12 protein-coding genes and 1 pseudogene are annotated in these 18,158 nt (G+C 67.8%); 7 read left to right on the top strand and 6 right to left on the bottom strand.

Going from position 1 to position 18,158, the window contains the following annotated elements; translation table 11 throughout:
• Nucleotides 1-264: 264 nt before the first annotated feature.
• From LZC94_12560 to LZC94_12545, 4 genes are all read left to right on the top strand, one after another.
• Nucleotides 265-918 (top strand): sigma-70 family RNA polymerase sigma factor, encoded by a 654-nt coding sequence (locus LZC94_12560; protein ID WXB18078.1) that lies wholly within the window; start codon nt 265-267, stop codon nt 916-918.
• Nucleotides 918-4,469 carry a serine/threonine-protein kinase gene (locus LZC94_12555; GenBank protein ID WXB18077.1) on the top strand — a complete coding sequence of 1,184 codons (3,552 nt, stop codon included), beginning with the start codon at nt 918-920 and terminating at the stop codon, nt 4,467-4,469. Before LZC94_12560 ends, LZC94_12555 begins: the two co-directional genes overlap by 1 nt.
• A 120-nt stretch (nt 4,470-4,589) precedes the next feature.
• The gene (locus LZC94_12550; protein WXB18076.1) at nt 4,590-8,819 is read left to right on the top strand and encodes a protein kinase; all 4,230 of its coding nucleotides are present in this window, start codon (nt 4,590-4,592) and stop codon (nt 8,817-8,819) included.
• 342 nt (nt 8,820-9,161) lie between these two features.
• Complete coding sequence (locus tag LZC94_12545; protein ID WXB18075.1) at nt 9,162-9,767, top strand: hypothetical protein; 606 nt, start codon at nt 9,162-9,164, stop codon at nt 9,765-9,767.
• Nucleotides 9,768-9,779: 12 nt separating this feature from the next.
• Here LZC94_12545 and LZC94_12540 read toward each other — a convergent pair whose 3' ends face one another.
• A complete protein-coding gene (locus LZC94_12540; protein ID WXB18074.1) occupies nt 9,780-10,883 on the bottom strand; it encodes an SDR family oxidoreductase in 1,104 nt (367 codons plus the stop codon).
• Between the two features lie 376 nt (nt 10,884-11,259).
• Nucleotides 11,260-11,697: pseudogene (soxR, locus tag LZC94_12535) on the bottom strand (redox-sensitive transcriptional activator SoxR).
• Nucleotides 11,698-11,759: 62 nt separating this feature from the next.
• On the opposite strand from soxR, the gene LZC94_12530 reads away from it, so the two are divergent.
• Nucleotides 11,760-12,338 carry an NAD(P)H-dependent oxidoreductase gene (locus tag LZC94_12530; protein WXB18073.1) on the top strand — a complete coding sequence of 193 codons (579 nt, stop codon included), beginning with the start codon at nt 11,760-11,762 and terminating at the stop codon, nt 12,336-12,338.
• On the opposite strand, the gene LZC94_12525 is transcribed toward LZC94_12530, so the two are convergent.
• On the bottom strand, nt 12,319-12,648 hold the full coding sequence (locus tag LZC94_12525; protein WXB18072.1) for a multidrug efflux SMR transporter: 330 nt from the start codon (nt 12,646-12,648) through the stop codon (nt 12,319-12,321). The genes LZC94_12530 and LZC94_12525 overlap by 20 nt on opposite strands.
• A complete protein-coding gene (locus LZC94_12520; GenBank protein WXB18071.1) occupies nt 12,645-13,322 on the bottom strand; it encodes a glutathione binding-like protein in 678 nt (225 codons plus the stop codon). Before LZC94_12520 ends, LZC94_12525 begins: the two co-directional genes overlap by 4 nt.
• Nucleotides 13,323-13,375: 53 nt before the next feature.
• Here LZC94_12520 and LZC94_12515 point away from each other — a divergent pair, with 53 nt between their 5' ends.
• Complete coding sequence (locus LZC94_12515; protein ID WXB18070.1) at nt 13,376-14,290, top strand: LysR family transcriptional regulator; 915 nt, start codon at nt 13,376-13,378, stop codon at nt 14,288-14,290.
• Between the two features lie 4 nt (nt 14,291-14,294).
• Here the strand turns inward: LZC94_12515 and hpnR are convergent, their stop codons facing one another.
• Nucleotides 14,295-15,812, bottom strand: coding sequence for a hopanoid C-3 methylase HpnR (gene hpnR, locus LZC94_12510; GenBank protein ID WXB18069.1), 1,518 nt, complete (start codon nt 15,810-15,812; stop codon nt 14,295-14,297).
• A 110-nt stretch (nt 15,813-15,922) separates the two neighbouring features.
• Between hpnR and LZC94_12505 the strand changes: the two genes are divergently transcribed.
• The gene (locus LZC94_12505; protein WXB18068.1) at nt 15,923-16,939 is read left to right on the top strand and encodes an NAD-dependent epimerase/dehydratase family protein; all 1,017 of its coding nucleotides are present in this window, start codon (nt 15,923-15,925) and stop codon (nt 16,937-16,939) included.
• On the opposite strand, the gene LZC94_12500 is transcribed toward LZC94_12505, so the two are convergent.
• Nucleotides 16,914-18,152 carry an alcohol dehydrogenase catalytic domain-containing protein gene (locus LZC94_12500; GenBank protein ID WXB18067.1) on the bottom strand — a complete coding sequence of 413 codons (1,239 nt, stop codon included), beginning with the start codon at nt 18,150-18,152 and terminating at the stop codon, nt 16,914-16,916. The two genes, LZC94_12505 and LZC94_12500, sit on opposite strands and share 26 nt — an antisense overlap.
• Nucleotides 18,153-18,158 lie beyond the last annotated feature (6 nt).

The raw sequence follows: 18,158 nt of genomic DNA, 5'->3' as shown, positions 1-18,158 counted from the left end.
TCCGACGCCACCATCGGTACACCTCGCGGCGAAAGAAGGTGAAAGTGGCGGCATTCGGCAAATGCGCCATATCGCACGAGTTGGTACGAAATTTGTGAAAGTGCCGAGCGAAACATCCTCGCGGTCGGTGACCTAGTCTCCTCCGTGCGCATACGAAAGAGCCAATGCCAATGGCGAGCCATGGGGTGCGTGCATATGGGAATTGACGAGAGTTTTCCCACGACCTCTCCGTCGACCGTACTGGCGGTGCGCCATGCGAATCCGATGGAGCGGGCCCGCTCCCGCGAAACCATCGCGGAGCGCTACTGGAAGGCGATTTACAAGTACGTCCGCCTTCGATGGCAAAAACCGTGCTTCGAAGCCGAAGAGTTGGTGCAGGAGTTCTTCGTGTTCGTCACCGACAAGAACGTCTTCGCCGCCTTCGATCCGCGACGCGCTCGCTTTCGTACCTTCGTACGTTTGTGCGTCGACCGCTTCGTGATCAGCCACCGGCGCTCGCGCCATGCCAAGAAGCGCGGAGGCGCCGCCGCGTTCGTGCCCTTCGAGGTTCACGAGGCGGAGAACGAGCTCGGTCGCGAGCACCCGATCGGCGTGGACCCCGAGCAGCTGTTCGAGGCCGAGTGGCTCCGAAGTCTCTTTCAGACCGCGGTCGCGAGCCTGCGCGCGCACTGCACGCGCAACGCCAAGGAAGTGCACTTTCGCGCGTTCGAGCTCTTTTATTTGACCGACGGGGCAGAAAAGCCCTCCTACGAGCGCGTCGCGACCACCTTGGGCATCTCCGTCGTGGACGTGAACAATCGGCTGGTCTACGCGCGGCGCCATTTTCGCAGCGCCATCCTCGCCACCCTTCGGGCCTGCACGGCCACCGACGAGGAAATGAACGACGAGGCCCGCCTCCTTTTGGGGAACATCCTCTGATGCGCGCGCCCGATCTGCGCGAGGCCATGGAGCTGGCCGGCGACGTCTTCGCCGGACGATTTCGCCTCCAGGGAGAGGCCGGTATCGGCGGCATGGGGACCGTGTACCGGGCGTTCGATCAGCACCTCGGGGAGGTGGTCGCGCTCAAAGTCGTTTGCAAGACCGATCCTGCCGTGGTGCAGCGCTTCGACGCCGAGGCGCAGGCGCTGTCGAGGCTCCAGCACCCGGCCATCGTTCGCTATGTGGCCCACGGCGTCGATGACGAGGGCGAGCCTTACTTGGCCATGGAGTGGATCGACGGCGAGAGCCTCCACGCGCGGCTGCGACGGGGTGCGCTCGACGTGGCCGAGGCGGCCATGCTCGGCAAGCGCATCGCGTGGGCCCTGGCCGAGGCGCACGCGCTCGGCATTCTTCACCTCGATATCAAACCAGGAAATGTCTTATTGCCCGCGAAGGACGTCGGCCAGGCGAAGCTCACCGATTTCGGGCTCGCGCGCGCCATCGGCCCCGGCGAAGCCATTGGTCCCGGCGAAGCCGTTGGTCCCGGCGAACGGGAGCGCTCCCGAGAGGGGGCCGGCGTCGAGCATCCCCCTTCGTCGGCGGGGGCGGTCGGGATCATCGTAGGTACGCCCGGATATATGGCCCCGGAGCAGGCGCGGGGTACGTGCGCGCTGGACGCTCGTACGGATTTGTTTTCGCTGGGGTGCTTGCTCTATCGGTGCCTGACGGGCGTGGGGCCGTTCGAAGGGACCAGCGAGCTCACGTCGCTCGCGCGCGTGACACTGCTCGAGCCGGCTCGCGTCTCGGAGTTGCGGGCAGGCGTCCCCGCCGCCTTCGAGCGGCTCGTCGCCCATTTGCTGGCGAAGGATATCCAGGAGCGCCCTGGGTCGGCGTCCCTCGTGCTCGATGCGCTCGAGCGGATCCTGGACGATTTGAACAAGCTCGGATCCGCGCCGGTGAGCGAAATGCGGACCTTGGAATCGCCGGCGCATGTCTTCTTTGCGCGCTACATCGTCGAGGACGAGGCGACCGGTCCAGGAGGGGCTTTTCGTGCGCGCGATGCCGATCTGGGCCGGCCGGTCGCGCTCAAGCTGCTCAACGGCTCGAAAAACCGAATCGGCGTCGCGCAGCTGCGGCGGATGGCCCGGATCGGGTCGGGGCTGCGGCACCCGAACATCGCGACACTGTACGATGCGGGGGAGCACGCGGGGATTCCATTTTTGGTGCGGGAGTATGTCGCGGGTAAGGCCTTGCGGGCCTACGTGGAAGAGACGTCTTCGGTGGATCGTGCGGTGCGGGTCCAATGGCTGACCGAGGTGGCGCAGGGGCTTGCGGCCGCGCATCGCGCGGGGATCGTTCATGGCGCCGTGAGTCCGGATAACGTCCTCGTCGAAGATACGCATGGAGCGGACGGCGGCGCCGTCGGCCGAATCAAAATCGTCGATTTCGGACTTGCTCTTGCCGATGCGAATGCCATCTCCGCGGGCGGGGCCGGCGCGCGCGCGTACATGGCGCCGGAGCAAGTGCACGGTGAACCGCCCGACGCGCTCGCGGAGCAATTTGCTTGGGGCGTAACGGCTCATGAGCTCCTCACGGGGCGGCTTCCACCTGCCCAGGGCGACGGCCCGCAGGTCATCCCGATCCCGAGCGCGCTTTGCGCCGAGGACGAACGCGTCTTCCGTGCGGTGGCGACCGCGCTTCGTACGAACCCCGCAGAGCGATTTCCTACGATGGATGCGCTGATTGAAGCGCTTCAATCGGATCCGGCGCGCGAAGACATCGAGGTGGCGCCCGACGGGTCTCGCACCGGCCGAGCGCAGGGTCTTTGGCTCCGCCCCGGGCGATGGTTCGCGCTGGCCGCGGTGGCGATCGCGTTGGGGATTTTCGTGGTCCAGCGCGCGCTCGCGGTACCGCAGCCCTCGCGCGCGCGATCCGAAGGGCCGCAACGTCCGGCCGTGACGGTGATGACGGATCTTCCTGCGTCGCCTTCGTGTTCCCCCGAGGCCGTTTCGCAGTACGAGCAGGGATTGCAATTCCTCCGACAGGCGAATTGGGAGGAGGCCCATGATGCGTTCGAACGGGCCGCGAGCTTGGATCCGTCGTGTGCGCAAGTCCAACTTCGCTTGACGATCACGACCTACCTTTACCTGTTGCCGGCGGAGCGACGCCAGCAGCTGGGCCGGGCGCTCGCTCTTCGCGACCAGCTCAGTGAGCGCGATCAGCTCGTCCTCGATGCGCTGGTCCCCATCCTGACCGAGGATTCGCCGCGTGAGGAGGCATCGCGGCAGATCCTCGAGGAAGCGACCCGCCGATTCCCGAACGACGCGGAGCTTCTCGTCACGACATCGTGGCCGATCTATCGCCGGCCCCTGAGCAGCGACATCCAAACGGCGATCGAGCGCGTCGACCGCGCGACCCGGCTCGATCCCGAGTACGCCGACGCCTGGCTGCACAAATCCGTCCTTCTAGGGTTTCTCGAGCGTTCCGCGGAGGAGCTCGCGGCCTTGGATCGGTGCCTGAAGATCTCCCCGGGCGCCACGGCGTGCATGGATCAGAGGATTACGGCCCTGCGCGACCTCGGACGATGCGACGAAGCGCTGGATGTCGCCCGCCGTTGGATCAAGTGGAACCCCCGTCATCATTTCGCTTTTATCGCGCTCGCGAACGCGCTCGCATCCCAACGAGAGGCTTCGCGGGAGGCCATCGCCGAGGCCCTCACCCTCGCCTCCCAACGTGACCCGACGACGAGCCGAGACGTTGGGCACATGTGCAGGTCGGCGCAGCTCGCCATCTGGGCCGGCGACTTCGACGGAGCGCTCGCGCTCGCCGTTCGACTGGAGCACCACGCGGACGGATTCGGCGTCGTCGAACGGCACTCGTGCGCAACCGAGACGATCGTCGAAGCGCTGGCGGAGAGCAACAAAGGCCCGGAGGCGGGCGCCGTCGCAGCACAATTCGTGGGCCGCCAGGCGGCTTGGAGCAACGACGACGAGGATGATCGGTCCGATCGCGCGAGGCCCGCTCTATTGGCTGCCATGCTCGAACACGGCCGATTGTCGCCCGCGGATTGGTCCAAAGCGACGGAGGCGTGGGAGCGATCCGAGAACACCCAGCTTACCCCCTTTTATCGGTGGCTTTACCGATGGGGGCCGGCCATCGGTACACGGGTGTCCGGGAAGGAAGCCCTTCGCCAGGCCCCACCGAGGGCGGCGGGCGAACTCCACGATTCGCCCCGCATCACGCGCTTGCTCGGGGCATTGATTGGAACGCGCGAAGCGTACGAAGGACGTATTCGCTTGGATGCGGGCGACGCCAAAGGCGCCTTGCCGCTCCTGGAAGCCGCCAGCCAAGGTTGTCTCGGCATCGAGCGAGCCGCGCTCCATGTGCGAAGCCATCTCTGGCTGGGCCTCGCAAAGGAGAAGCTGGGCGATCGAGCCGGCGCATGCCAGGCGTATGGCCGGGTCATGCAGCGCTGGGGAAACGCGAAACCCCTCTCGCTCACCGCCCAGGAGGCAGAACGACATCAACGAGCCCTTCGATGCGAAACGTGAAGAGCTGGGAAGGGTCATGAAGAAATGCGCATCTCCACCTACGAAGCCCATCCCGCTTTGCGAACAGGATCGTTGCCGGAGCAAGAGACCATCCGTTTCGACAGCTGGGAGAGTCCGACGATGGGTGTCGCGAATCGAATCGAGGGCTTCGATGCGGGTGTGGGTTCGAAGAGACCCCAGAGCGGCCTTCGTCACGAGGAGCCCCCGACCCCCACCGTCACGGAGCGAGAGTGGAAGGTGGCGCGCCCCATCGATGCCACCCTTGCATCGCCGAAGGCCACGCACGTCGTGGTCGATCGACGGCCGGGCGAGCGGCTCGGCGGGGGAGACGGGGAGCGGTTCGAGGTGCTGGAGCGATTGGGCGGCGGCGGCATGTCCATTGTATTTTTGGCGCGGGATACGGTGCTTCACCGGATGGTGGCCATCAAGTTCCTCACCAGCGGCGGCCTCGATACGGCGGAGGCGCTCGAGCGCATTCGGCTCGAAGCTCGCGCGTGCGCGCGCCTGAATCATGAAAATATCGTGCGGCTGTTCGATATGGGGACGGACGCGGGCACGCCGTTCTTGGTCATGGAGCACTTGGATGGGCGGTCGCTCGACGCGATGTTGCGCGACGAGCGGCTGGATACGCAGCGCGCGGTGCGAATCGCGATCGATGTCTGCCGAGGGCTCTCGCAGGCCCATCGCATGGGCATCGTGCACAGGGATCTCAAGCCGAGCAACATCTTCATCACCCGCGATGGAACGGTCAAAATCCTCGATTTCGGCGTGGCCAGCGTCGCCGATGTGCCCGACTCCGAGGGCGAGGGTTTCGCGGGAACCCCCGCGTACATGTCCCCCGAGCAATGGAACGGGCAGGCCCAAGACGGGCGCACGGACCTCTGGGCCTTGGGCGTCGTGCTCTTCGAGCTGCTCACCGGCCTCTTGCCCTTCTCGGGTGGATCGCTCGCGGCGCTGCGCGACGCCGTCGTCGCGCCCACCCCTGCGCCCTCCGTGCGCCACGCGCGGCCCGATCTGCCCGCGGAGGCGGAGGACATCGTGCGGCGCGCGCTGCAAAAGGATCCCGACGCCCGCTATGGGACGGCCGACGAGCTCCTTTATGGCCTGCTCGCGCTCGAGATTGCCCTCTCACGTTTGCGCGTATTTCACAAGCGCCAGGGCCGAAGCGAGCCGGCGGTGCGCTCCAAGCGCCCCAAGCCCGATCGGCGCCAGATCACCATTTTATCGTGCTCGCTCGACGGAGCCCCCGAGCTCTCGGGCGACTCGGTGCTCGACGACATCGACGAGGTGCTCTCCGAGTTCCTGGAGATGGGAACGACCGTGGTTCGGCAGCTCGAGGGGACGCTCCTCACCAGCATCGGCCCCCGCATCGTGGCCTGCTTTGGCTACCCGATGGTCCACGAGGACCACGCCCAGCGCGCGCTCCGGGCCGCGTCGCTGATGGTCGAGGCCATCGCGGGTTGCGCGACGGCGAGCGCCGCGCGGTTGGCCGTGCGCATCGGGATCGACACCAGCGTGGCCATCGTCAATGGCATCGACGGATCGGCCACCCCGCAAAACCTGCTGGGCGACGCGCCGCGCGTGGCGCAGTGGCTCGAGCAGCGCGCAGGGCCGAACGAGATCCTCGTCGGGCCATTGAGCCAGGTGCTCGTGCGGAACGTCTTTCACCTGGCGTCCCTGGGCGAGGCGAGCTTCGATGGCGGAGCGCGGAGCATCCGCATCCATCGGGTCATCTGCACGAAAGAGGCCCCTTGCCGGTTCGATCCGGTGGCCAGCGGGGCGCTGACCCCGTTCGTGGGCCGCGACGAGGAGCTCGAGGGGCTGCGCGCCCTCTGGGACCAGGCGCGGGCGGGCAACGGGCAGCTCGCCTTGATCGTCGGCGAGCCCGGGATCGGTAAATCGCGGCTGCTCGAGCACCACCTGACGCGGACGGCGAACGCGCCGCGCCACATCGTGCGCTGCCAGTGCTGGGCGTACTTCCGGAACAGCGCGCTGCAGCCCATCTCCGAGGGTCTGCTCTCCACCTTCGGGGTGCGGAGCGAGACGTCGAAGGAGAAGCTCACGGCCCTCGAAGCGGCGCTGGCCGAGATTTCGCCGCCCTCGACCTCGGCGCATGGTTCGCTCGATCTCGCGTCGATCACGAGGGAGACGCTCGATGCGTGGGTCGTCCTCTTTCTGCGCCTGGCGAAGCGCCGGCCCACGATCCTGGTGGTCGAGGACGCGCACTGGAGCGATGACTCGACCCTCGAGCTGCTCCGCCTTTTGCTCGCCGCCATGGCCAAGGCGCGCCTCATGATCGTCGTCACGGCGCGGCCCGATTTTCGTGAGCCATGGTCGCGGCATTCGCACCTGCGCCGCTTTGCGCTGGCGAGGCTCTCGGCGCAGCAGACCGCCACGATGATCGCGTTCGCGAGCCAAGGACGCAACTTGCCGCCGCCGATCGTCGCGCAGCTCGTGCAGCGGGCGGACGGGGTGCCGCTGTTCATCGAAGAGCTCACGCACCGGGTGGCGGATGCCCTGGGCGAGGCCGGCCCCGAGGACGCCGCGCGCGCGGGGGGCGCGCTGTCTACACGCATCCCCGCGACGCTGGAGGCCTCGCTGCGCGCGCGGCTCGACGTGCTGCCGCAAGATGCGCAGGACGTGGCGCAGCTGGTGGCCGTCCTCGATCGCGACGCGGGCTACGATGTCATGGCCAAGGTGTGGGAGCACGCGGAGGAGTCCCTGCGGACGGGCCTGAGGCAGCTGGTGGAGGCCGATATCCTCCGCCGTGGCGACGAAGGCGATGGGCCGTGCGCGGCGCGCTACCGGTTCAAGCACGTGCTGGTGAAGGACGCGGCGTACCAGTCGCTCACCAAGGGGAAGCGTCGCGCGCTCCATCGGCGCGCGGCCGAGGTGCTGATCGAGCACGCGCCTCGGGTGGGCGAACGCAACCCGGAGCTCTTGGCCGCGCACTTCGTGGAAGGAGGCTGCCACGAGGACGCGGTCGTCTATTTCCACCGCGCCGGTGAGCGGGCGCTCGCGCGCTCGGCCAACGTCGACGCGGCCGCTCATTGCCGGCGCGCGATCGCCCAGCTCCGGCACCTGCCCGAGGGACGCGCGCGCGATCAGCGGGAGCTCGCGCTGCATCTCGCGCTCGGCCGGGCGCTCTTGGCCACCAACTGGTCCACCGACATTCGCCGGGTGTACGCGCGCATTCGGGAGCTCGGTCGCGACGAGGGCGGGGACGGTGCGGGCGCGGACGGCGCGGGCGCGGACGGCGCGGGCGGCGCGCTGCCTTTCCCCTCGCTGCTCGGGCTCTGGCGGTTCTACTCCCTCGCGGGTGAAATCGCGCTGGCGGCGGAGCTCGGGCGGCAGCTGATGGCGCACGCCCAAATGAGCGCCGATCCCGGGGCGATGCTGCTCGCGCACATCGCCATGGGGATGCGATCCATCCTCGAGGGGGACTTCGAGGGCTGCCAGTCGCACGAGAAGGCTGCGCGCTCGTTCTACGACGAGCAAGCCCATGGAGAGCTCGCGTTCCACGCGGGGGTCGACCCTTGGGTGGACAGCGGCATGTGCCTCGCTTGTTCGTCGTGGGTCCTCGGCCGCGCGGACGAAGCCCTGCGCTACGCTACCGACGCCGTTCGGCAAGCGCGGCGCAAGAAGCACGTGTTCAGCCTGGCGCTGGCGCTCCTTCATCTGGGCAACTTGCACAACTGCCGCGGGGAGCACGACCTGGCGCGCAAGCGGGCCGACGAAGCCTCACGGCTCGGGGAGGAGCACGGGCTCGATGCGGTGCTGGCGCTCGCCAAAGTGGTGCGCGGCTGGTCGCGTCGAGCCAAGGGCGCGCGCGGGGCCGTGCGTGAGATCCGCGAGGGCCTCACCGGCCAGCTCGAGTCGGGGCGGATGACCGCGATCACGCTCTGCTACATGACCTTGGCGTGGGCCCAGTGGAAGGACGGAGAGCTCGACGAGGGGCTGCGTACCATCGACGAGGCGATGGTGCTGGTGGCCAAGGGCGAACGCACGGCCGAGGTGGAGCTCTTGCGCCTTCGCGGTGAGATCTTGCTCGCCAAAGGCGCCGATCCGTCCTCGGTGCTGGAGCTGTTCGAGCGAGGCCTCGTGATCGCACAAGGTCAACGGGCCACCGGCTGGGCGCTGCGCCTTTCGCACAGCTACGCGCGGCTGCTCGCGCGCCTTTCGCGCACCGCAGAGGCGAAGGCAGCGCTCGCCCCCGCCCTCGCGGCACTCACGGAGGGGCGCGATACGGCGGACGTGCGCGAGGCGCGCGCGTTTCTGGACTCGCTCGAGTTGTGCGAGCCGCTCGAGTTGCGCGAGCCGCGCGAGGCTACATCCAGCCGAGGCGGGTGAAATACGCGGGGACCTCGGAGAGCGTCGGGATCGTGGTAGTCGGGGGTGCGCCCGGTGCCGCGATCGATCCAGATGCAGCGAAAGCCGATGTCGCGCGCCGCCGCGTTTGGAAACGGATGTCGGCATCACCCTTTTGCCGGAAACGCGGCTCTGCCCGAGCCCTCGGCGGCTCTCGACATCCGAGGGTCGGTACGCTGGCGCCGACCGAGCTTGCGCGGCTCGCTCCGCACATCGCCAAGGGCGGCGGGCGAAGGTTGCGCACACGAGCCGGCGGCTGACGCCCTCTCGCCGCGGTTCGGAAACAGGTTGCCAGGGTCGTTTCGCTTGGGCATCTTCGCGCCCATGCGACGATTCTCGTGTTTGCTCCTCGTTCTTTCGGCGTGTGCGCATGCTCCCCAGACGGGAAACGCGGGCGAATCGGCCCGGCCGACCACGGCGACGGGCGCGCCCGCTGCGACCACGACCACGGGCACGCCCGCTGCGACCACAACGTCGTTTCCGGTCGAGACGATCGCTCCGCGCGCGGAGGATGTCTCGTCCATCGATGGGATGGTGCGCGCCTATTACGAGGTGGTCGACGTGGCGCCCGACGCACCCCGCCAGTGGGCGCGCGATCGGACGCTCTTTAGCCCTTGGATTCGGTTCGTCGCCATCGGAGACCGCATCCGCGTGATGGATCATCAGCAGCTCGTCGACAACAGCGAGCCCCTGGTTCGCAAGGGGCTGCACGAGCGCGAGATCTTCCGCACCGTTCGCCGCTACGGCGACATCGCGCACGTGGACTCGACCTACGAGCTGCGCGTGGGGCCCGAGGGCAAGCTCTCGCGCGGCGTCAACAGCTTGGAGCTCTACTTCGACGGGAAGCGCTGGTGGATCACCAGCGCCATCTGGCAAGCGGAGACGCCCCAGCACCCCATTCCGCCGGAGCTCTTGCCGCGCGCGCGATGATGCGTTTGCGGGTCACGGAATGTACTTTTCGCGGCGCAGGCGGGCGAGGTGGGCAAGGACGCTCTCATGGCTATCTTCGGCGCCGTGGAAGCCTGCTTTTCGGATTTTGATGGTGCTCTGCACGAGATCGAACTCCATCCCGAAGACGGCGTCGGCAAAGCCCCACGAGGCGACTTGGGACCACGGCGTGGGCACCAAACCATGGCGCGCGACCAATTGGTTCCATCGCGGTTCTTTGTCGGCCATTTGATCGACGAGGCTCATGGGCTGAGGCGGGGCGGCCGGCATATCGAAGAAGGCCGCGATCTCGGGCCAGAGGTGCTGCCATCGAAAGAGATCGCCATTGGTCACGTTGAAGATTTGCCCCGCCGCGGCGGGCGACGTCAGGGCCCACTCGGCCGCGCGCGCGAACAATCCCGCGTCGGTGATTTGATGAAGCGCCGACCATGTGCCGTGCTTGCCCGGAAAGCGGAGCGGCACGCCGGCGTCTTTGCTGATGGCGGCGTACACGGCGATGCTCATGAGCAGGTTCATGGGCGATTGGACGCTGAAGCCAATCACCGCGTCGGGGCGGAGGACCGTCCATTTGAATCCATATTTCGCGGCGCGGTCGAGCAACAGATCTTCTTGGTCGTTGTAGAAGATGGGTCCGAGAAAGCGCGGATCGCTCTCCTTCGCCGGCGTCTTGTAGGGCCCGAGGTGCTCGCCGTACGACTTGCCGCCGCCCACCAGCACCACGTGCTCGAGCGGCGCGCCGGCCTGCGCGAGGCCGTCCAAGGTGTTCGCCAGCATGGCCACATTGGGCGCGACGGTCTCGGCCATGGTCGGGCGCTCCACATAGGCGGCATACACGAGGTGCGTGGTCGATCGCGCTTCGGCGAGCCGCGCGGTCGCCGCGCGCGGGTCGAGCAAATCGACGGAGAGCGCGCTCGGCGGGGTGCCGCCGCGCACATCGAGCCCCGTCACGGCGCCGCGGCGCGCCGCCGTCGTCAGCGACCAAGGCTCGAGCCCCACGAAGTGCTCGGTCATGGCGCGGCCGATCACACCGTGGGCGCCCACCAGCAAAAGGTTCTTTCGACGTGCATCGGACTCGGACGAAGCGTTCGTAACGTGCATGACTTTCTCCTTCGAGGATGCACGCAACCTAATCGGCCCCCCGCCGCGCCGGTAGACGAACCAACGTCACAGCACTTGTGCCGCGGCCTCCCAGATGCGTTTCACACGCGGAAACCAGCGCGTCTCACGCTCGCACAGCGCCGCGCCTCACGCTCGCACAGCGCCGCGCCTCACCCACGCACAGCGCCGCGCCTCACGCTCGCACAGCGCCGCGCCTCACGCTCGCACAGCGCCGCGCCTCACCCACGCACAGCGCCGCGCCTCATGAGCACGAGCGGCACGGCCCATTTGGCCCGCCCGCACCGTTCGGCCCAGGGGCGCCGCTTGGCTCATTGGCACCGTTTGGCCCGCTCTCCCGCCGAGGGCGCGCCTCCAGATCCACGAAAAGGCGGCGCGCGCCCGGCCCCTCGCGGCCGAGGACGTCGTGGGGATTGGCGAGCGCGCAGCGTTCGAGCGAGAGGCAGCCGCAGCCGATGCAATCGGTGAGGTTGTCGCGCAAGCGCCGGAGCTGTTCGATGCGGTGATCGAGCTCGTCGCGCCAGGCCGCCGACAAGCGAGCCCAATCTTCCTGCGTGGGCGTGCGCCCCTCGGGCAGCTTCGCGAGCGCATCTTGAATGGTGCTCAGCGGAATGCCCACCCGCTGCGAGGCGCGGATGAAGGCCACGCGGCGGAGCGCGTCGCGCGCGTAGCGGCGCTGGTTGCCGCGCGTGCGATGGCTGCGGAGGAGCCCCTTCGATTCGTAGAAGTGCAGCGCGGAGACCGCGACCCCGCTGCGGGTCGCGAGCTCGCCCACCGACAATCCTTGAGCGCTCATGCTTCGTACCCTAGTCGATTTCGCATTGACCTCAAGCAAAGTCGAGGTCCTACGGTTGGTGCATGAACGAACTTCTTACCGAACGCGTTGCGTCGTCGTCCGATCGGCGTCTTCTATCCATTGGGGTCATCCTCGCGAGCGTCCGCGAGGGCCGCCGCGGTGAAATCTTGGCCAAGTGGGTCGTCGAGCTCCTCGGCCAATCCCCCGACGTTCACGCGGAGCTGCTCGATCTGCGCGACTTCGAGCTCGGCGCATGGACCGAGCGGATCCCCGAGCTCGACGCCTTCGTCATCGTGACCCCCGAGTACAACCACGGCTACCCCGGCGAGCTGAAGACGGCGCTCGATTCCTTGTATAATCCATGGAATCACAAGCCGGTGGCGTTCGTCAGCTACGGCTTCTCCGCCAACGGCGCCCGCGCGGTGGAGCAGTTGCGCCAAGTGGTGGGCGAGCTTCGCATGGTCGCCGTGCGCGACGAGGTCAACCTGCGCGTGGGCGCCTACGCCACCAACGAGCGCGGATTTCCCGCCGACCAAGGCGCCCTTCGAAGCGCGCGCGCGATGGTCGAGGAGCTCCTCTGGTGGGGGCGCCTCTTGCAAGAAGGACGAAGGCAGCGCGCCCTCACGACGGCGCCAGCTTGAGCGCGACGATCCCGGCGAGCACCAACACGATGCCGCCCACGCGCACCGCGTTGAGCGCCTCGCCGAAGAGCAGCACACCGGTGAGCACCGTGCCCACGGCGCCGATGCCCGTCCACACCGCGTAGGCGGTCCCCATCGGCAACACTTGGAGCGCTCGTCCCAGCAGAAAGACGAAGCCGCCCAGGAGCACCAGCGAGACCAGACTCCACCCGAGCCGCGTGTAGCCCTCGGCGTACTTCATCGAGATGGCCCACGCCACGTCGAGCAGCCCCGCGAACGCCAGGGCGAGCCATGCAACCAGCGAGGTCATCGCCATTCTCCCTCGGCAGGGACCTTCATCCCATGGCCGCGCAGGGCCTCGCGAACCTTGGGACGAGACGAGACCTGCGTCATGAACGCGCGGATGCGCGGGAACGGCTGGAGATCGATCTTGGTGAACGGCGACCAGCCGACGATGGTGTACAGGTACGCGTCGGCCGCGGTGAACGTTTCACCGAGGAGATACGGCCCTGAGAGCTCGGCCGCCCCCGAGGGCACCAGGTGCCCCTTGCCCGCGAAGTGATCCTCGACGAAGGCCAGGCGGGTGGCGATCTTCGCGCGCGCGACCTCGGCGGCCTGTTCGCCGAACTCGGGGTGAAAGAGCCACGGGCTGTACATCTTGTGCAGCTCGGAGGAGATGAACGTGAGCCACGCTTGGAGCCGGTAGCGTTCCAGGGTGCCAGCGGGGGGTGCCAAGCGGGACTCGGGCCTTCGGTCGGCGAGGTATTGCACGATGGCCACGCCCTCGGTGAGCAGCGATCCATCGTCCAAGCGCAGCGCCGGAACGTACGCGTTCGCGTGGATGGCGCCGAAGTCTTTGCCGTCGCTCGTGCGATGCGGCGTCTTGGCGATGTCGACCCGCTCGAGCTCCAACGGAATATCGGCCTCTTGGGCGACGATATGGGACGCGAGCGAGCAGGTTCCACGGGCGTAATAGAGTTTCATGCGCCCGATGTTGGTGCCTACCTGAGCGCAAGAAAATATGCCAAAATTGCAATGTGAGTTTGCGCTCAGGACAAACATCGTTCGCCCTGGAGGATCTCCGACTTCTCACCGCCTTGGCCGAATCGGGCTCGCTCGCCGGCGCCGCGCGGAGGCTCCACGTGAACCACGCCAGCGCATGGCGGCGCCTGGGCGCCATGGAAGAGCGGCTCGGCGTGCGCCTCTTCGACCGCGATCGAAACGGCTACACCCCTACCCTCGCGGGCGAAAAAGCCATCGCCGCCGCCGCGCGCATGACGTCGGAGCTGGACGAGCTGGAGCGAACCCTGGCCGGCCAAGACGTGCGCCCCACGGGGACCGTGCGCCTCACCACCACGGAGACCTTGCTGGAGCTACTGGCCCCCGTGGCCGTCACCTTGCGCGCCTCGCACCCGGGCATCGTGCTGGAGGTGGTCACGGCCGACGCCTTCTTCAACCTGACCCGCCGCGACGCCGACATCGCCTTGCGCCCCTCGGCCACCGCCCCGGAGCACCTCGCGGCGCGCAAGATCGCGCGCATCGCCACCGCGGTGTATGCCGCACCGGCGTATCTGCGCGGCCGCAGCAAGGCCGATCCGCTGGCGCTCGACTGGCTCGCCCCCGACGACAACCTCGCGCACCTGGGCTCCGCGCGCTGGATCGCGGCGCACGTACCGGCGGAGCGGATCGTCCACCGCGCCAGCGCCCTGCCCGCGCTGCGTGCGGCGGCGCGCGCGGGCCTGGGCCTCTGCGCGCTGCCTTGCTACATGGGCGACGTCGACCCCAAGCTGGTGCGCGCCATGGCGCCGCTCGCGGAGATGGCGAGCGCGCTCTGGCTCCTCACGCACCCCGATTTGCAGCGCACCGCGCGGGTGCGCGTGGTGCTCGACGCGTTCGCCGAGCAGCTGGTGCGCCATCGTACGTTGCTGGAGGGCGAGCGCCCCCGCGGGTGAGCGGCTACGACTCGCGCGTGATCAAGAGGTTCGCCTGCGCCGCCTTGCTGTTCGGCGGGAGCACGTAGAGCTTGCGCGGATCGATCTTCTTCTTTTCGGCGACCACCGGGAGCTTCATTTCGTATTTGACGGGCTGCGCGTGGTCGGCGAGCTGGCGCTTGGGGTTGTAGACGGAGCTGAACTTCCAGAGCATCTTCACGAAGTTCGTTTGCCCCTGGAGCAAGAGGCGCGCGGAGATCTCGGCCGTGGCCTTCAGGGCGGCGAGGCCGAGGTGCTTCTTGTTCAGGACTTGCTGCGTCTTCACCAGCTCCTCGTAGAAGCGGGCGAGCGGCAGCTTGGTGGGCAAAACGGCGTGTTGAATGTCGAAGAGGCGGTAGTCGCGGGTGGTGAAGGTGCGCGCGTCGGTGAGGAAGGTCTCGGTCCCCGGGTAGGGCGTGTTGACGCTGATGTTCACGATTTCGGGCACCGAGAGGGCCCACTCGCGGATGACCGCGAAGCGCGCCTCGTCCCAGTCGGGATCGGCGATGATGTTGACGGCCACCATGATGCCGAGCGACCGCGCGTACTCGAGGGCCTCGAAGTTCTTCCCCAAGGGCACGCGCTTGCGAAATGCCTTGAGGCCCTCGGCGTCGATGGCCTCGAGCCCGAGGAACATGTACTCCATGCCGAGCTTCTTCCAGCGGACGAAGAGCTCCTTGTTGCGCAGGAGAACGTCGCCGCGCGTCTCCAGGTAATAGCGCTTTTTGATATTTCGTTTTTCGATGGCGTCGGCGATGGCGTGGCCGTGCTCGGCTTGGATGAAGGCCACGTCGTCCACGATGAAGACGCCCTCTTCGCGGATGCTCGCCAGATCCTCCGCGCAGAGCTCGGGGGCGACCTTGCGGTAGCTCCGGCCGTAGAACGTCCAGGCGCTGCAGAAGGAACAGTCCCACGGGCAGCCGCGCGAGAACTCGATGGAGGCCGCCGGATCCAAGACGCCAATGAAGTACTTTTTGCGGTTCGGGAGGAGATCGCGCGCGGGGCGCAGATCGTCCAGCGAGTGGATCTGCTTGGGCGGCGGGCCCTCGCCCGTGAGGGTGATGACCCCGTCGAGCAGGTGCAAATTCTTCGGATCGTCGCGCCAGGCATCGAGCACGCGCGGCGCCGCCTCCTCGCCCTCGCCGCGCACCACGCAATCGATGTCGCCGCGCGCATGCTCGAGCAGCTCGCGGGCGGTGAACGACGCGCTATGGCCGCCCACGCACGTGAGGGTGCGCGGCAGACGCTGCTTGACGGCCTTGCAGAGGTCGACGACCTCGGGGACATTGGCCAGGTAGTTCATCCCGAACAGGACCGCGTCGGGGCGGAAGCTGTCGAGCATGCGGAAGAAGTCTTTGTGCGTGGCCGCTTGGAGATCCAAGAGGCGCACGTCGTGCCCCGCTCTTCGAACCGACGCTGCCACCAGCTCGACCCCCAGCGGCTCGAGCCGCAGGAAAATCTCGGTGTACATGAGACCACTCGGATGAACGCACAGGACCTTCATGGCTAACCTCCCGGCACCCGTACCGCACGGGTGCACGTGCTCGCTCACGACTGCACAGGCTCGAATACGATGGTGCACCGCCGTGCACCCGATCTAAAAGCGGAAGCGCAATGACCGATCTGGTGACCGGTGCAACGGGATTCATTGGCAGCCACCTCGCCGAGCGGCTCGTCCGCGAGGGGCGTAGGGTGCGCGTTCTTTGCCGGCCAGGGAGCGAAAGCAAGCTGCCGGCGGATCTCCGGCCGCGCGTGGAGGTGATGCACGGAGATCTGCGGGATCACGCGTCCCTCGGCCGGGCGGTCGCGGGTGTCGCGCGCATCTTTCATTGCGCCGGCCATGTGTCGGATTGGGGATCGCAAGATGAGTTCGCCGCTACCAATGTGCGCGGCACGGAAGCGCTCTATCGCGCGGCACGCGAGGCCAAGGTGGAGCGTGCGGTTCATTTCAGTTCCATCGCGGTGTTCGGGACGCCGTCGCCGGCCTACTTCGATGATGCGACCCCCACCCATGGAACGAAGTCTCGAGATGGATATTCCACCACCAAAGCCGAAGGCGAAGAGGTGGCGCGAAAGGCCTTTGCGGGCGGGCTGCCGCTCACCATCCTGCGCCCCGCGGTGGTGTACGGTCCGCGCGGCACATGGCTCGAAGAGCCGCTCTCCATGATCCGCCAGGGCAAGATGTTCCTCTTGGGCGGCGGCGCCGGCACCTGCCACCCTTGCTACATCGAGAACTTGGTCGACGCGACCTTGCTCGCAGCCGAGCACCCGCGCGCGCTGGGCGAGGCGTTCATCGTGGGCGACGGCGAGCCGGTGACCTTTCGCGAGTTCTTCGGCGCCGTGGCCTCGCTCGCGGGGCGCGGGCCCATCGAGCGGTCCATCCCGCTCGCGGTGGCGCGCACCATGGCCTCCTCCTTCGAGACCATCGCGCGCCTTCGCCGCGCGACCTCGCGGCCGCTGCTCACGCACGCCGCCATCGACATGGTGACCACCACGAGCGCGATGTCGAGCCGCAAGATTTGCGAGCTCTTGGGCTTCGCCCCGAGGTATTCGTTCGCCCGCGCCTTCGAAGAGCTTCGTGCGCTCTATCGGGGAGGCGCGGGGGCTACACAAAGTCGAACACCACTTTGATGGAGGGCGCCGTGCCCTTCGAGCGCGCGGTCAAGAACGCTTCTTTGTAGCCCTCGAGCGGGAAGCGGTGGGTGACGACGCCGGCGGGATCGAGATCGCCGCGCGCGAGCAGCTCGAAGACGTGCTCGAACGCGTGCGCCCTGCGGCCGAAGAGCGTCTCCATGCCGTAGCCGCTGGAGCCGAGGATCTGCAGCTCCTTGAAATAGAGCGGCGTCCACTCGAAGCGCGCGGGCGTGGCCACCCCCACCAGCACCAGCGCCCCCATGGGCTTGATGGCGCGCACGGCGGTCTCCAACGTCTGCGCGGAGCCCACCGTGTCGTAAACGCGATCGACCCCTTTGTGCAGCCAGGGGAGCGCAAATTTCGGCCGGCGCACGGGCGCGTCCGTCGCCTTGGCGATGGCCTCGATCAGCTCCGCGCCGCGCCCGGCGAAGGTGGCGCTCGCGCCGAGCTCCTCGGCCAGCGCGCGCGCGTGCGGGCGCGGATCGGCCGCCACGATGCGCGTGCGCGGGAAGAGCCGCGCGAGCATATGAACGACCAGCACCCCCAGGCCGCCGCACCCGTACACGAGCACCGTTTCGCCGGGCTCGGGGGGCGACTTCAGGACCGCGTGGAGCGCGACCGCCAATGGATCGGCGAGGACGGCGGTGGTGAGGGGCACCGGCTCCGGCAGGGGAAAACACGCCGATTCATGGACCGGGACCCACGGCGCAAAGCCGCCCGAGATATCCCGGCACGTGCCGGCGTGCATGCCCGGCGCAAAGCGATCGCCTTTCGCTTCGGAGCCGGAGAAGCTCTCGCACAGCGACATGTGCCCGCGCTGGCAGGCGTCGCACTCGGGGAGGCCGCGCACCGCACAACTGAACCAAGGCGAACAGGCGACCCGATCGCCGACCTTGACCTTGGTCACCGCGCGCCCGACCTCGGCCACGACGCCCACGTGCTCGTGACCCATCACGTGCGGAAACGAGATGACGGCGGTGAGCGGGTTGTCGAGCGCGCCGTCCATGAAGACCTCCTTCACGTCGCTCCCGCAGATGCCACACGACTTGGTCTCGACGACCACCCAGCGATCGCCGAGGATGCGCGCGTCGGGGACCTCGGAGAGGCGCAGAGGGCCGAGGGGGCTCAGGTAGCCGTTGGCCGTGATGGATCCGAGGGTGCGCGCGAACGCGAGCCTCGGGAAGTGAAAGTCGAAGGTGAGGGCTTTCACCGGTGC

It is taken from the genome of Sorangiineae bacterium MSr11954 (assembly GCA_037157815.1).
Classification (GTDB): domain Bacteria; phylum Myxococcota_A; class Polyangia; order Polyangiales; family Polyangiaceae; genus Pendulispora; species Pendulispora albinea.
The sequence above is the reverse complement of the archived record's forward strand: the minus strand, read 5'-3'. Positions and strand labels throughout refer to the sequence as shown.

What these genes read in the sequence shown, in the direction of transcription:
- LZC94_12560 (WXB18078.1), top strand. Translation starts at nt 265, where the DNA reads ATGGAGCGGGCCCGCTCCCGCGAAACCATCGCGGAGCGCTACTGGAAG.
- LZC94_12555 (WXB18077.1), top strand. Translation starts at nt 918, where the DNA reads ATGCGCGCGCCCGATCTGCGCGAGGCCATGGAGCTGGCCGGCGACGTC.
- LZC94_12550 (WXB18076.1), top strand. Translation starts at nt 4,590, where the DNA reads ATGGGTGTCGCGAATCGAATCGAGGGCTTCGATGCGGGTGTGGGTTCG.
- LZC94_12545 (WXB18075.1), top strand. Translation starts at nt 9,162, where the DNA reads ATGCGACGATTCTCGTGTTTGCTCCTCGTTCTTTCGGCGTGTGCGCAT.
- LZC94_12540 (WXB18074.1), bottom strand. Translation starts at nt 10,883, where the DNA reads ATGCACGTTACGAACGCTTCGTCCGAGTCCGATGCACGTCGAAAGAAC.
- LZC94_12530 (WXB18073.1), top strand. Translation starts at nt 11,760, where the DNA reads ATGAACGAACTTCTTACCGAACGCGTTGCGTCGTCGTCCGATCGGCGT.
- LZC94_12525 (WXB18072.1), bottom strand. Translation starts at nt 12,648, where the DNA reads ATGACCTCGCTGGTTGCATGGCTCGCCCTGGCGTTCGCGGGGCTGCTC.
- LZC94_12520 (WXB18071.1), bottom strand. Translation starts at nt 13,322, where the DNA reads ATGAAACTCTATTACGCCCGTGGAACCTGCTCGCTCGCGTCCCATATC.
- hpnR (WXB18069.1), bottom strand. Translation starts at nt 15,812, where the DNA reads ATGAAGGTCCTGTGCGTTCATCCGAGTGGTCTCATGTACACCGAGATT.
- LZC94_12505 (WXB18068.1), top strand. Translation starts at nt 15,923, where the DNA reads ATGACCGATCTGGTGACCGGTGCAACGGGATTCATTGGCAGCCACCTC.